Annotated in this window: 11 protein-coding genes and 1 tRNA gene; 2 read left to right on the forward strand and 10 right to left on the reverse strand. The window is 73.2% G+C overall.

The window, feature by feature from the left end:
• Positions 1-38: 38 nt before the first annotated feature.
• The 7 genes from rho to OG335_RS14845 all read right to left on the reverse strand — a co-directional run bounded on the left by rho (position 39) and on the right by OG335_RS14845 (position 10202).
• On the reverse strand, positions 39-2207 hold the full coding sequence (gene rho / locus OG335_RS14815) for a transcription termination factor Rho (protein ID WP_405011572.1): 2169 nt from the start codon (positions 2205-2207) through the stop codon (positions 39-41).
• 557 nt (positions 2208-2764) lie between these two features.
• The gene (thrB, locus tag OG335_RS14820) at positions 2765-3682 is read right to left on the reverse strand and encodes a homoserine kinase (RefSeq protein WP_405011573.1); all 918 of its coding nucleotides are present in this window, start codon (positions 3680-3682) and stop codon (positions 2765-2767) included.
• 322 nt (positions 3683-4004) lie between these two features.
• A complete protein-coding gene (gene thrC, locus OG335_RS14825) occupies positions 4005-5096 on the reverse strand; it encodes a threonine synthase (RefSeq protein WP_405011574.1) in 1092 nt (363 codons plus the stop codon).
• Positions 5097-5102: 6 nt separating this feature from the next.
• On the reverse strand, positions 5103-6395 hold the full coding sequence (locus tag OG335_RS14830; RefSeq protein WP_405011575.1) for a homoserine dehydrogenase: 1293 nt from the start codon (positions 6393-6395) through the stop codon (positions 5103-5105).
• 129 nt (positions 6396-6524) lie between these two features.
• A complete protein-coding gene (lysA, locus tag OG335_RS14835) occupies positions 6525-7919 on the reverse strand; it encodes a diaminopimelate decarboxylase (protein WP_405011576.1) in 1395 nt (464 codons plus the stop codon).
• A gap of 89 nt (positions 7920-8008) precedes the next feature.
• Positions 8009-9664, reverse strand: a complete 1656-nt coding sequence (gene argS / locus OG335_RS14840) for an arginine--tRNA ligase (RefSeq protein WP_405011577.1) — start codon at positions 9662-9664, stop codon at positions 8009-8011.
• An 82-nt stretch (positions 9665-9746) separates the two neighbouring features.
• Positions 9747-10202, reverse strand: coding sequence for a response regulator (locus tag OG335_RS14845; RefSeq protein ID WP_405011578.1), 456 nt, complete (start codon positions 10200-10202; stop codon positions 9747-9749).
• A gap of 165 nt (positions 10203-10367) precedes the next feature.
• Between OG335_RS14845 and OG335_RS14850 the strand changes: the two genes are divergently transcribed.
• Positions 10368-10439 (forward strand) — tRNA-Arg (locus OG335_RS14850).
• A 188-nt stretch (positions 10440-10627) separates the two neighbouring features.
• On the opposite strand, the gene OG335_RS14855 is transcribed toward OG335_RS14850, so the two are convergent.
• Positions 10628-11383 (reverse strand): GntR family transcriptional regulator, encoded by a 756-nt coding sequence (locus OG335_RS14855; protein ID WP_405011579.1) that lies wholly within the window; start codon positions 11381-11383, stop codon positions 10628-10630.
• A gap of 127 nt (positions 11384-11510) precedes the next feature.
• On the opposite strand from OG335_RS14855, the gene OG335_RS14860 reads away from it, so the two are divergent.
• Complete coding sequence (locus OG335_RS14860; RefSeq protein ID WP_405011580.1) at positions 11511-12146, forward strand: ATP-binding protein; 636 nt, start codon at positions 11511-11513, stop codon at positions 12144-12146.
• Here OG335_RS14860 and OG335_RS14865 read toward each other — a convergent pair.
• Entirely contained in the window at positions 12130-12930 is an 801-nt protein-coding gene (locus OG335_RS14865; protein ID WP_405011581.1) for a trypsin-like serine peptidase, read from the reverse strand. The two genes, OG335_RS14860 and OG335_RS14865, sit on opposite strands and share 17 nt — an antisense overlap.
• Before the next feature lie 284 nt (positions 12931-13214).
• The gene (locus OG335_RS14870; RefSeq protein WP_405011582.1) at positions 13215-14735 is read right to left on the reverse strand and encodes an MFS transporter; all 1521 of its coding nucleotides are present in this window, start codon (positions 14733-14735) and stop codon (positions 13215-13217) included.
• Between the last annotated feature and the right edge of the window lie 26 nt (positions 14736-14761).

Consider the following 14761-nt stretch of genomic DNA (forward strand, 5'->3'; position numbering starts at 1 on the left):
GCCGAAGCGGTCCGGGGCCCACCCGGGGACGAGGCCCGTCAGTCGCCGGAACCGGGAGTGGTCTTGGCGATCTGCATCAGGAACTCGGCGTTGCTCTTGGTCTGCTTCATCTTGTCGAGGAGCAGCTCGATGGCCTGCTGCGAGTCCAGCGCGTGCAGCACCCGGCGGAGCTTCCAGGTGACCGCCAGCTCCTCCTTGCCGAGCAGGATCTCCTCCTTGCGGGTGGACGACGCGTCGACGTCCACCGCGGGGAAGATCCGCTTGTCGGAGAGCTTGCGGTCGAGCTTGAGCTCCATGTTGCCGGTGCCCTTGAACTCCTCGAAGACGACCTCGTCGGCGCGGGAGCCGGTCTCCACCAGGGCGGTGGCGAGGATCGTCAGCGAGCCGCCGTTCTCGATGTTGCGCGCGGCGCCGAAGAACTTCTTCGGCGGGTAGAGCGCGGTCGAGTCGACACCACCGGACAGGATGCGGCCGGAGGCGGGCGCGGCCAGGTTGTAGGCGCGGCCCAGGCGGGTGATCGAGTCGAGCAGGATCACCACGTCGTGGCCCAGCTCCACGAGGCGCTTGGCACGCTCGATGGCGAGCTCGGCGACGACGGTGTGGTCCTCGGCCGGGCGGTCGAAGGTCGAGGAGATGACCTCGCCCTTCACCGACCGCTGCATGTCGGTGACCTCTTCCGGACGCTCGTCGACCAGGACGACCATCAGGTGGCACTCGGGGTTGTTGTGGGTGATCGCGTTGGCGATCGCCTGCATGATCATCGTCTTGCCGGTCTTCGGCGGGGCGACGATCAGACCGCGCTGGCCCTTGCCGATCGGCGACACCAGGTCGATGATCCGGGTCGTCAGCACGCCCGGGTCCGTCTCCAGGCGCAGCCGCTCCTGCGGGTAGAGCGGGGTCAGCTTGCCGAACTCGGGACGGTTGCGGGAACCCTCCGAGTCCATGCCGTTGATCGAGTCGAGGCGCACCATCGCGTTGAACTTCTCGCGGCGCTCGCCGTCGCGGGGCTGGCGCACCGCCCCGGTGATGGCGTCGCCCTTGCGCAGGCCGTGCTTGCGCACCTGGGCGAGCGAGACGTAGACGTCGTTCTGACCCGGCAGGTAGCCGGAGGTCCGCACGAACGCGTAGTTGTCGAGGATGTCGAGGATGCCCGCGACGGGGATCAGGACGTCGTCCTCGCCGATCTGCGGCTCGGGGGCGCCGGTGTCGAAGCCCTCGCGACGGCCGCTGCCGGTGCCGGTGCCGCGGCCCCGGCGGTCGCGGTAGCGGCCGCGACGGCCGCGACGGCCGTCGCCGAACTCGTCGTCGTCGTAGCCGCCGGCCTGCGACTGCTGCTGGCCCTGCCCGGCGGACTGGCCGCCCTGGCGGGGGGCCTGCTCCTGCTGGGTGCTGCCGCCCTGCTGCTGCGGCTGGCCGCCGCCCTGACCGCCCTGGCCGCCGCCCTGGCCGCCCTGACCGCCCTGGCGCTCGGCCCGGTCGCGGTCACGGCGGTTGCGGCGGTCACGGCGGGACTCGCGCGAGTCGGCGTCCTGGGCCTCGACGGCCTCGGTGCGCTCGCCCACGTCGCGGCGGTCACGACGGTCACGACGGTCGCGGCGCTCGGTGCGGCCCTCGCCGTCGAACGCGCGCGGCTCGGCCGTCCTGGTCTCGGAACGGGTCTCCGCCTTGGCCTCGGCGACGACCGCACCGGCCGACTCGGCGGCCTCGGCGACGGGGGCGCCCGCGGCGGAGGTCGCACGGCGGCGGGTGCGCTCGGCGCGGACCGGAGCGGCCTCCGCGGCGGCCTGGACCGGGATGTCGATCTGGGCCTGCGGCTGCTCCTCGGCGGCAGCGGCCGCGGCGGGGGCGGTACGGGTGCGGCGGGCCGGCTTCTCGGCGGCGGCCGGGGCGGCGGCGGGCGCCTCCTCCGCCGGGGCGGCGGCCTTGGCGGCGGCGCGCTTGGCGGCCGGAGCGGGCGCGGCGGCGGAGGCGAGCAGCGGGTCGCCGCCGCTCTTCTCCTTGATCGCCTCGATGAGCTGGCTCTTGCGCAGCCGTCCGGTACCGCTGATACCGAGGCCCGTGGCGAGCTTCTGAAGCTCGGCCAGGACCAGGCCGTCGAGGCCTGCGGCAGCGCTGCGACGGCGCTTCGCCGGGGCCGCGGGGGCGGCGGCTGCGTCCGACGCTTCGGCGTCCGGGCGCGCGCCCATCAGATCGGTGGTGTCGCTCACTAAGGGTCCTTCCCTGGAGCGGACGTCGGCCTGTCTGGCTCGGCGACCGGTTGTGCTGTCCTGACCAACGCCGAATCACGCTGGTCCGAGGCGGTTGTCCCCCGAAAGGACCAGCCGATCGGGAGAAGCTGCGATGTGCGGTGCACTGTGGTGCGAATCGGCGCGGTGGGCCGGTCTCGTGCCGGCCTCGCTGCCTGTTGTGGTTCCCGGGCCCCCGCCGCGTGGCGGTACCTCGGGCTCCGCCCGCCCGTGCCTCAGTCCGGAGGCCGCGGGTGGGAGTCAGGTGCCGTCACGGCTTCGGGATGCGCCGCAGTCGCGCAGGCAGGCTGCGTACGCGCCGTGGTGGGCTCCCGGAAAATCGTGGTCCCGTCCTTCCGGACCCTGCAGGTGCGAACACTGCGAACCTGAAGGGGCGGGATCGGGACGCGGCGCACCGGGCCCCGGAGGGCACCTGGTGCAGCATTGAGGTTAACACTACCGACCCCCTGACACATTCCCCAGCCCAGTTCTTGTCAATCGTGTCCGTCCCCGCGGGTCCGTCCGCGTGCCGTTTCCGCTCACACGTCGAGCGGCAGGACGCAGGCGCCGGTGCGGTCCAACTCCAGCCGGTTCGCGGCGAACTCGGGTCCGGCGAGGCCGAGGACCTTGTCGGCGCCCGCCTCGTCGGAGAGGGCCAGCACGGTGGGGCCGGCGCCGGAGATGACGGCGGGCACCCCCTGCGCGCGCAGCGCGGCCACGAGGGCGGCGCTGTCGGGCATCGCGGAGGCCCGGTAGTCCTGGTGGAGGCGGTCCTCGGTGGCGGTCAGCAGCAGCTCGGGACGGCGGGTGAGGGCCTCCACGAGCAGTGCCGCCCGGCCGGCGTTGACCGCGGCGTCGGAGAGCGGGACGGTCTTGGGCAGCAGGCCGCGGGCGGTAGCGGTGAGCACCTCGGTCGCGGGCACGAAGACGACCGGGACGACCCGGTCGGAGGGGTCGAGCACGATGGTGTGCGCGCCGTCCTCGGCCGTCCAGGCCACCGTGAAGTTGCCCCGCAGGCAGGCGGCGACGTTGTCCGGGTGGCCCTCGATCTCGGAGGCCAGGTCGAGCAGCGCGTCGTCGTCCAGCGCGGAGTTGCCGCCGATGGTGACGGCGCGGGCGGCGACGATGCCGGCGCAGATCGCGGCGGAGGAGGAGCCGAGGCCGCGGCCGTGCGGTATGCGGTTGGCGCAGACGACCTCCAGGCCGCGCGGCTGTCCGCCGAGCCGCTCGAAGGCGGCCCGCATCGAGCGGACGACCAGGTGGCGCTCGTCACGCGCGAGGTTGTCGGCGCCCTCGCCCGCGATGTCGACGGAGAGCCCGGAGTCGGCGACCCGGACGACGACGTCGTCGTAGAGCCCCAGGGCGAGTCCGAAGGCGTCGAAGCCGGGGCCGAGGTTGGCGCTGGTCGCGGGGACCCGGACCCGGACGGCGGCGGCACGGAACGCAGGACCGGCCATGCGGTGGACTCTCCTGGGGAGTGAGGGCTGCCCGGTGGGGTGGGGCCAGCGGTGGTACGGCTGCGGACCCTGGACTACAGGACCCGGCGGAGCGGGAGAGCACGCGTCCACGCGTGTCCCGTCGGAACCAGCCTATCGAAGAGAGGTTCCACAGCGGTACACCCCGCTCCCCATTGGTCCGCCGTGTTGCCGTTTCCGGCCGAAAACGGCAGGGAAATGGGCGGGGAAATCGCGGATGAATCAACACGTACGTGTCATCCGCACACAACGGCGGGCCGACCCCCGAAAGGGTCGGCCCGCCGTGTCGGGCGTCGCGCGGCCGTCAGTCGAGCAGTCCGAGGCGCTGGGCCGCGGCGTACGCGTCGACCGGCACGATCTCCGGGCGCTGCGGCGCACCGGCGACCGCCCAGTCCGGGTCCTTGAGGCCGTTGCCGGTCACGGTGCAGACGATGCGCTGGCCCGGGTCGACCAGTCCGGCCTCCGCCTTGGCCAGCAGGCCCGCCACGCCGGCCGCCGAGGACGGCTCGACGAACACGCCCTCCTGCGACGCCAACAGGCGGTAGGCGGTCAGGATCTGACGGTCCGTGACCTTGTCGATCAGGCCGCCGGAGTCGTCGCGCGCGGTGAGCGCGAAGTCCCAGGAGGCCGGGTTGCCGATGCGGATGGCGGTCGCCAGGGTCTCCGGCTTGAGCACCGGGGCGCCGTCGACGATCGGGGCCGAACCGGCCGCCTGGAAGCCCCACATCCGCGGCTTGCGGGTGGACATGCCGTCCGCGGCGTACTCCCGGTAGCCCTTCCAGTACGCGGTGATGTTGCCCGCGTTGCCGACCGGCAGGACGTGGATGTCGGGGGCGTCGCCGAGCATGTCGACGATCTCGAAGGCCGCGGTCTTCTGACCCTCGATGCGCACCGGGTTGACCGAATTGACCAGTGCCACCGGGTACTTCTCGGACAGCTCACGGGCGAGCGTGAGGCAGTCGTCGAAGTTCCCGTCCACCTGGAGGATCTTCGCGCCGTGGATGATGGCCTGGCCCATCTTGCCGAGCGCGATCTTGCCCTGCGGCACCAGCACCGCCGGCACCATGCCCGCGCGCACCGCGTACGCGGCGGCCGAGGCGGAGGTGTTGCCGGTGGAGGCGCAGATGACGGCCTGGGCGCCGTCCTCCTTCGCCTTCGAGATGGCCATCGTCATGCCGCGGTCCTTGAAGGACCCGGTCGGGTTGGCGCCCTCGACCTTGAGGTAGACGTCGCAGCCGGTGCGCTCGGAGAGCACCCGGGCCGGGACGAGCGGCGTGCCGCCCTCCAGCAGGGTGACCACGGGCGTCGCGTCGCTGACCGGCAGGCGGTCGCGGTACTCCTCGATGAGGCCGCGCCACTGCTGCGTGTGGGCGCCTCTGGCGATGACGGCATTCATGATCGATTACTCCCCTTCGACCCGCATGATGCTGGCCACGTCACGCACGCTGTCCAGCGCGCGCAGCTTGTCGACCGTCGCCGACAGCGCGGCGTCGGTGGCGCGGTGGGTGACCACGACGAGCGACGCGTCGCCGTCGCGGCCCTGCTGCCGCACGGTGTCGATCGACACGCCGTGTTCGGCGAAGACCGACGCGACCTGGGCGAGCACGCCCGCACGGTCGTCCACGTCGAGGCTGACGTGGTAGCGGGTGACGACCTCGTCCATCGGCTTGGCCGGCAGCCGGGTGTACACGGAGTCGCCGGGGCCGGTCGCGCCGTTGATCCGGTTGCGGCAGACCGCGACGAGGTCGCCGAGCACCGCGGACGCGGTCGGCGCGCCACCCGCACCCGGCCCGTAGAACATCAGCCGGCCGGCGGCCTCGGACTCCACGAACACCGCGTTGTACGCCTCGCGGACCGAGGCCAGCGGGTGGCTCAACGGGATCATCGCCGGATGCACGCGGGCGGTCACCGACGCGCCGTCGGCGGCCCGCTCGCAGATCGCCAGCAGCTTGACCACGCAGCCCATCTGCTTCGCGGACGCGATGTCGGCGGCGGTGACCTCGGTGATGCCCTCGCGGTACACCTCGGCGGCGGTCACCCGGGTGTGGAAGGCGATGCCGGCCAGGATCGCGGCCTTCGCGGCGGCGTCGAAGCCCTCGACGTCGGCGGTCGGGTCGGCCTCGGCGTACCCGAGCGCGGTGGCCTCCTCCAGTGCCTCGGAGTACCCGGCGCCGGAGGAGTCCATCTTGTCGAGGATGAAGTTGGTGGTGCCGTTGACGATGCCCAGCACCCGGTTGACCTTGTCGCCGGCCAGCGACTCGCGCAGCGGGCGGATCAGCGGGATCGCCCCGGCCACGGCGGCCTCGTAGTAGAGGTCGACGCCCGCCGCGGAGGCCTTCTCGTGCAGTTCGGCGCCGTCCTGGGCGAGCAGCGCCTTGTTGGCGGAGACCACCGATGCGCCGTTCGCGAAGGCGGAGAGGATGTGCTGTTTGGACGGCTCGATGCCGCCCACCACCTCGATCACCACGTCGATGTCACCGCGGCCCACCAGGGCCTCCGCGTCGGTGGTGATCAGGTGCTCGGGCACCCCGGGCCGCGGGCGGCCGGCCCGGCGCACGGCGATGCCCGCCAGCTCGACCGGTGCACCGATCCGCGCGGCGAGGTCGTCGGCCGTCGTCGTCATGATGCGCGCCACCTCGGAGCCCACCACACCACAGCCCAGCAACGCCACCTTCAGCGGGCGCGTACGCATCATCCGACTCCGCTCTGCATTCTCGGTCTCCCTCGGGCGATTCCCGGTGCCCGACGGTATTCGGTCTCCACCAGTCTCCGGGACTTTCCGCACAGATCTACGGCCGGTCCACGTTCTGAGACAAGAATTTCGTCAGCCGATATCGAGGCGCAGGAGATCCTCCTCCGTCTCGCGCCGGACGATCACCCGGGCCGATCCGTCCACGACGGCGACCACCGGGGGCTTGAGGGCGTGGTTGTAGTTGCTCGCCATCGAGCGGCAGTACGCACCGGTCGCCGGCACCGCGATCAGGTCGCCCGGCACCAGGTCGGCGGGCAGGAAGGCGTCCTTCACGACGATGTCGCCCGACTCGCAGTGCTTGCCCACCACGCGGGCCAGCACCGGCTCGGCCTCGCTGGTCCGCGAGACCAGCGCGACGGAGTAGGCGGCGTCGTACAGCGCGGTGCGGATGTTGTCCGACATGCCGCCGTCCACGCTGACGTACGTGCGCAGGCCCTCCAGCGGCTTGACCGTGCCCACCTCGTACAGCGTGAACGTGGTCGGGCCGACGACCGCCCGGCCCGGCTCCACCGACAGCCGCGGCGGCGTCAGGCCGGCGCCCGCGCACTCGCGGCGGACGATCTCCGCCAGCGAGGCCGCGATCTCGGCCGGCTCGCGCGGGTCGTCGTCGCTCGTGTAGGCGATGCCCAGGCCGCCGCCCAGGTCGATCTCCGGCAGCTCGACGCCGTGCTCGTCCCGGACCTCGGCGAGCAGCCCCACCACCCGGCGGGCCGCCACCTCGAACCCCGCCGTGTCGAAGATCTGCGAGCCGATGTGGGAGTGGATGCCGCGCAGCTCCAGCGTCTCCGGGTGCGCCAGCACCCGGCGGACGGCCTCCGCCGCGGCACCGCCGCTCAGCGACAGCCCGAACTTCTGGTCCTCGTGCGCGGTGGCGATGAACTCGTGGGTGTGCGCCTCGACGCCCACCGTCACCCGGATCAGCACCGGCTGCCGCACGCCCTGCCGCTCGGCGACCGCGGCCAGCCGCTCGATCTCCTCGTACGAGTCGACGACGACGTGGCCGACGCCCGCCTTCACCGCCTGCTCCAGCTCCAGCACCGACTTGTTGTTGCCGTGCAGCGCCAGGCGCTCGCCCGGCATGCCCGCCGCCAGCGCCACGGCCAGCTCGCCGCCGCTGCACACGTCGAGGTTGAGGCCCTCCTCGCGCAGCCAGCGGACGACCGCCTTGGAGAGGAACGCCTTGCCGGCGTAGTAGACGTCCGCGTCCGCGCCGAAGGCGTCCCGCCAGGCGCGCGCCCGGGAGCGGAAGTCCGCCTCGTCCATGACGTAGACCGGCGTGCCGAACTCCGCCGCCAGCCCCTTCACGCCGAGGCCGCCGACGGTGACCTCACCGTCGGCGCCGCGGGCGACGGTGCGCGACCACACCTTGGGGTCGAGCGCGTTCAGGTCGGCCGGCGGGGCCTGGTAGTGGCCCTCGGGCAGGACGTCACCGTGGCGCGGGCCGGCGGGGTGGGCGGAGCGGCTCATCTGTGGCTACTTCCTTGGCTTATGGCGAGGGGCGGTGAGCGGTCTCCGTCGACCGTCCACCGCCCCCTCCGTGCGCTTGGGGGTCGTACTTACATCCGCTCGGGCGAGGAGACGCCCAGCAGCGTCAGCCCGTTGGCGATCACCGTGCGCGTGGCGTCGGCGAGCCAGAGGCGCGCGTGCGTGAGGTCGGTGACCTCCTCGTCGCCCTTGGGCAGGATCTGGCAGTGGTCGTAGAACCGGTGGTACTCCCGGGCGAGCTTCTCCAGGTACACCGCCACCCGGTGCGGCTCGCGCAGCTCGCCGGCCGAGGCCAGCACCCGCGGGAACTCGCCGAGCTGGCCGAGCAGCACGGACTCCCACTCGGTGGAGAGCAGCTCGGGTTTGAAGTCCGCGCTGCGGACGATGCCCTTCTCGGCGGCGTTGCGCTGCACCGAGCACATCCGGGCGTGCGCGTACTGCACGTAGAAGACCGGGTTCTCGCTGGACCGGCTGGTCACCAGGTCGATGTCGATCGTGATGGTGGAGTCGGTCGAGGAGCGGGCCAGCATGTAGCGGGCGGCGTCCACACCGATCCAGTCGACGACGTCGTCGATCGTGATGATGTTGCCGGCCCGCTTGGACAGCCGGACCTCCTGGCCGTCACGGACCATCTTGACGAACTGGCCGATCCTGACCTCGATGTTCCGGTCCATGTCGTCGCCGGCGCAGGCCGCGATGGCCTTGAGGCGGTTGACGTAACCGTGGTGGTCCGCGCCCAGCATGTAGACGGAGACCTCGGAACCGCGGTCCCGCTTGCTCAGGTAGTAGGCGGCGTCGGCGGCGAAGTACGTGGTCTCGCCGTCGGCCTTGACGAGGACGCGGTCCTTGTCGTCGCCGAAGTCCGTGGTGCGCAGCCAGATCGCGCCGTCCCGGTCGAAGACGTGGCCCTGCTCGCGCAGCCGGCCGATGGCCGTCCCGACGGCGCCCGAGTCGTGCAGGCTCTGCTCGGAGAAGTAGGTGTCGTACTGCACCCCGAACTCGTCCATCGAGCGCTTGATCTCCGCGACCATGAGCCGGAGGCCCTCGGTGCGGAAGACCGTGAGCTGCTCGTCCTCGGGCAGGTCGAGGACGCCGGGGACACCGTCGGTGATCGCCTTCGCGATGTCGCCGATGTACTCGCCGACGTAGCCGTCCTGCGGCACCTCTCGGCCGTTCGCGGCGGCCTGCAGCGACGCGGCGAACTTGGTGATCTGCACGCCCGCGTCGTTGAGGTAGTACTCGGTGGAGACCTCGGCGCCGGTGGCCTTGAGCACCCGCGCCAGCGAGTCGCCGACGGCCGCCCAGCGGACGCCGCCGATGTGGATCGGGCCGGTCGGGTTCGCCGAGACGAACTCCAGGTTGATCCGCAGGCCCTTGAGCGCCTCGTTGCGGCCGTACGCCTCGCCGGCCTCGACGATCGTGCGGGCCAGCTCGCCCTGGGTCGCGGCGTCGAGGGTGATGTTGAGGAAGCCCGGGCCCGCGATGTCGACCCCGGCCACACCGGCGATCCCGCGCAGGCGGCCGGCGACGAGCTCCGCCACGGCTCGCGGCGGCCGGCCGGCCGGCTTCGCGAGCTGGAGGGCCACGTTGGTGGCGTAGTCGCCGTGGTCCCTGTTCTTGGGCCGCTCGATCGTCACGTGCTCGGGCACGGCGACGGCCAGCTCGCCCGCCTCGACGGCGGCGCTCACTGCGGCCTGGACTGCCTGGGAAAGCTCTGCGGGTGTCACGACGCCAAGCGTAGGCGAGACGGGGTACCCGACCGCCACCCGGTTTACCCGTTGAGACGCCTTGCACCGGTGACGGGCGCCGTCAAGGCCGATCTGTTCGCCGAGAGCGGAATTCCACCGGCCGCTCCCCGGGCCCGGCGCCCGACCTGCCCGGCTCGGCCGCGCCCGCGGGCATCAGCCTCCGCACCAGCGTCACGAGGTCGGCCGGCTCGAACGGCTTCGCCAGATACCCGTCGACCCCGACCGACTCCCCCCGGTCGAGATCCGACGGGGTGCACGCGCTCACGATCGCGATCGGCAGCGCCGACGTCTCCGGCGCCGCCCGCAGCCGGGCCGCCGTCCGCAGCCCGTCGAGCCTCGGCATCATGACGTCCAGCGTCACCACGTCCGGGCGCACCCGGCGGACGACCTCCAGGCACTCGGCGCCGTCGGCGGCGGTGACCACCTCGAAGCCCTCTAGCTCCAGGTTCACTCTGATCAGCTGGCGGATCACCTCGCTGTCGTCCACCACGAGGACCCGCCCGGACGTTCCCGGCACATCACCGAGGGTAGCCGCGCCCCCACCGCCGCGTCCGGCCTTTGCCCGTTTCCGCCGCCGACGGGCCGCCGGCCACCCCGCCGTCGACCGCGCAAACCCTTGCACGGATCACGCCCCGGGCCTGGTAGTGTTCTCCACGTCGCAGCAAGTCGCGACGGCCGACAGGCCCCCGTAGCTCAGGGGATAGAGCACCGCCCTCCGGAGGCGGGTGCGTAGGTTCGAATCCTACCGGGGGCACTTCGCAGGAAGTGCAAGTGAGGCTCAGATCGGCGGAGTTGATCCGCAGATCTGAGCCTTCGTCGTTTTCCGGGCCGGGCCCGGCCGCCCCGGCCCGTGCCCCTCGGACGCCGGCGCCCACTCCCCGGCCGACGGCGCGGGTGACGGTCCGCCAGCCCCGCACGCGCGGGGGCGGCGCCGGGCCGGGGTCAGCCGCGGGGGGCGGGGACGCCGAGCTCGTAGGAGAGCCGGCAGTGGTCGGCGGCGAGCACGATGTCGGCGGTCTCGACGGGGAGGTCGCCGGCCCAGTGGGTGCGCTCGACGGCGAGGACGGTGGCGCCGAGGGGAATGCCCAGCGGCACGGACTCGGCCTCCAGGACGGGCCGGGCGGTGACGTCCTCGGTGACCCTGGTGACGGTGAGGCCGATCCGGGCCATGCGTTCGACGACGCCGCGGCCGGCGAGCGGGCCGAGCTCGGGGAGGACCGCGGTGGTGCCGCCGGTCAGGGCGAGCGGCTCCCAGCTGGTGGAGAGCCGGGCGGGGCCGTCCTCGGCCACCCGGACGTACTGGGTCTGCATGATCGGGTCGCCCTCGGAGATGCGGAGGCGGTCGGCGAGGCCGCGCGTGGCGTAGGACTTCTGCGAGTCGTGCGTCCAGGGCGGGCCGCCCTCCGCGGTGCCGTCGGCGGCGAACGGGCTGCCGGCGGCGTCGTGGCGTTCGCGCGGGATCCGGGCCGGGGCCGGGCGGAGCCGGACGTACGTGCCCGAGCCGGGGCGCCCCTCGGTGAGTCCCTCGGCGGCGAGCACGCGGAGGGCCTGGCGGACCGGCTGCTCGGAGACCTCGTGGTCGCGGCCGAGCTCGGCGATGCTCGGCAGCCGCGCGCCCGGGGTGTAGTCGCCGGACAGGATCCGGGCCCGCAGCGCGTCGGCCAGCCTCAGGTAGGCCGGTCGTCCCAGCTCGCCCATGTCGATCCCCGTCTCTCGGTTCCTCCGATCAGCTTGACAATCCCGCTCCCGGGCTTTCAAGCTCGTATTCGAGATGTACCGAACGTAGCGGGACGTGAGCGCAGAGATATCGGAGGGGTGCGGCCGCATGATGTGGATCGCCCGTTTTCCCGGGGTGCCCGAGACCGTACGGGCCGCGCGCCGGATGGCCCGTGACGCGCTCCGGCCCTTCCCGCAGGCGGACGACGCCGAGCTGATCGTCTCGGAGCTGGCCACCAACGCCATCGTGCACAGCCGGTCCGGCGCGGCCGGCGCGCTCTGGGTCGAGCTGCGGTGGCGGCGGGTCACCGCGCGGATCGCCGTGACGGACGACGGGCCGCTCGACGGCGAGCCGGCGTACCGGTCGCCGGAGGAGCTGACGGACTTCGGGCGGGGCCTGACGATCGTCGACGCGCTGGCCGACCGGTGGGGTGCGAGCGGCGAGGCCGGCGGGCGGCGCACCGTGTGGGCCGAGCTGGGCCCGGCGGCGGGGCCGTCCGCCGGGCCGCACCGGGCGTGGTCCGGCGGACGGTCCGCACCACCCGGCGTGCCCGGCGGCCCGGACGGCGGCGACGGGCCCGTGCTCCCCCGGCCGCGGCCCGCCGTCCCGGCCGGCGTGCTCGCGCGGGACCGGTCGGAGGATCCGTCGCCCGGCGGCCGCACCGGCGACGGTCCCCGGCTGCCGTCCGGCCGCGGGGACGCGCCCGTGCACCGCCCGGGGCCGTCCGTCAGGCGGTGTCCGTGACGGCCTGGCGGTAGAGACCGGCCAGAGCCGCGCCGAAGCAGGCGGTGTAGGAGACGTCGGGGGTGTCGCCGCCCTCCTGGTAGCCGCCGATCACGCCGATCACCTCGCCCGTCCGGGTGCTGATCCAGGGGCCGCCGCTGGTGCCGCCGGGGTATCCCGGGCATTCGATGCGGCGCTGGGTCGCGGAGTACGCGGTGACGGCGTTCGTACAGAGCAGGGGCGCCTCGCTGCCGGAGGGGTAGCCGTAGAGGCGGACGGTCCGGGTGAGGGTGTCGTCGAGGCCGAGGGCGTTGCCGCCGACGACGTCCTCGATGCGGTGCCCGCCGTTCGGGGCGATCCGCAGCACGGCGAAGTCCTCGTCCGGGTCGCGGGCGGCGGACCATCCGGCGGTCGTGAAGATCCGGGTGACCTTCCAGCTGCCGTACGGGGCGGTGCCGTCGCGGTAGCCGGGGACGAAGAGCAGCCCGTCGGTGGTGCCGACGCAGTGCGCGGCCGTGACGACCAGGTCGCGGGTGGGGCTCTGCAGGACGCTCGCCGAGCAGAAGTGCCGGCCGGGCCCGACGCCGCCGGTGAACAGCGCACCCACCCGGGCCGCGCTGCCGTCGGCCGGGGCGACGGCGGTCGTGCCGAGCGTGGTCCGGACGGACGCGACCACGCCCACCGGCACCCCGACCAGCGACAGGCCCAGGGTGTTGGCGCCGGCCAGCAGCAGCGCCGTCAGGGGGAGCAGGGTGCGGCCGGCGACCCGCGGAAGGGTGCGGCGCGGCATCCGGTCACGGCTCATCGGCGGTATCCCTCCTGGCCACGGGCGGTCGTGGGCCCAGCCTGCTCGACGGGGCCGACCGCCGGGTGATCACCGGATGGGAACCCGGTGAGAATCCGTACACGATCCCGTTCCCGGCGGTCGGCGTCCAGCGCACGCGGTGGGCGTGTCGCGGGCGGTGCGCGCCGGGGCGGGTCCGGCACCGCCCGCGCCGCCGCTGTGCGACGGGCGCGGGCGGTGCGGTGCGGGCGCCGGTTCCGTGATCCGGGCACGGGGGCCGTTCGACCGGTGCGCGGCGGGTGGTGTCAGGGGGTCTCGGGGGACGCCCCCGCGGCGGCGGCCCTGGACGGGGTCTCCGCTCCCGCGCCGGCGGCCTCACCGGGCGCGGGCCTGTGGTCGATCATGAAGAAGGCGATCACGGAGGCAGCCAGCAGGATGCCCATCGCGACCGTCGTCGCGACCGCGTAGCCGTGCACCGCGCCCTCGTTGACGACGAGCGGATCCGCGGCGTCGCGGCCCACCAGCCAGGAGGCGGTGACGCTGGCGGCGATGGTGTTGAGCAGCGCCGTACCGATCGAACCGCCGACCTGCTGGGCGCTGTTGATGATGGCGGAGGCCGCGCCCGTCTCGTGCGGGGCGACGCCGAGGGTGGCGAGGCTCATCGACGGCATGAAGACCAGGCCCATGCCCAGGCCGAGCAGGATCTCGGCGGGCAGCACCATGCCGACGTACGGGCTGTCGACCTTCATCTGGGTCAGCCAGGCCATGCCGCCCGCGGCCAGCAGGAGGCCGGGCACGACGAGGGTCCGCGTGGGCACCCGGGTCATGAGGCGGGCCGCGATGCCGGTGGCGCTGATGACGATCGCGGCGGTCATCGGCAGGAAGGAGACGCCCGCCATGATCGGGGAGTACCCCTTCACGACCTGCATGTAGTAGGTCAGGAAGAGGAACAGGCCGAACATGCCGATCACCGCCAGGCCGACGGCGATCGCGCCGCCGCCCCGGTTGCGGTCGGCGATGATGTGCAGCGGCAGCAGCGGGTGCGTGGTGCGGCGCTCGAAGAGCACGAAGACGAGCAGCAGGACGGCACCGCCGATGAGGCAGGTCAGCACCAGCCAGTCGCCCCAGCCGCGGCTGACGGCCTCCGAGGTGCCGAAGACGATCGCGAGCAGGCCGCCGCAGCCGAGGACGGCGCCGGGCAGGTCGAGCCTGATCCTCCGGCCCTTCTCGATGTGGTCGCGCTTGAGCAGGTAGAACGCGGCGACGGCGGCGCCCAGGGCGATCGGGATGTTGACGAAGAGGCACCAGCGCCAGTTCAGGTACTCGGTGAGCAGGCCGCCCATGATCAGGCCGATGGCGGCGCCGCCGCCGGCGAGGGCTCCGAAGATGCCGAACGCGGTCGCGCGCTCCCGTGGGTCGGAGAAGGTGTTGGAGAGCAGCGAGAGGGCGGAGGGCGCGAGCACCGCACCGAAGGCGCCCTGCAGGGCGCGGGCTCCGAAGAGCATCCACGGTTCGGTGGCGAAGCCGCCGATCGCGGAGGCGAGGGCGAAGCCGATCAGGCCGACGGTGAAGGTGCGTTTGCGGCCGTAGAGGTCGCCGATGCGGCCTCCGAGGAGGAGCAGGCCGCCGAACGCGAGGGTGTAGGCGGTGATCACCCACTGCCGGTTGGCGTCGGATATGCCGAGCGCCTTCTGCGCGGACGGCAGGGCGATGTTCACGATGGTCGCGTCGAGGACGATCATCAGCTGGGCGATGGCGATGACCGCCAGGGCCCACCAGCGGCGGGGGTCGACCGTTTCCTCGTCCTGTGCGTGCTGGAGGGACACCGGGGGGCCGCCTTCCGGAGGGGACG

It is taken from the genome of Kitasatospora sp. NBC_01539 (assembly GCF_045040525.1).
Classification (GTDB): Bacteria; Actinomycetota; Actinomycetes; order Streptomycetales; family Streptomycetaceae; genus Kitasatospora.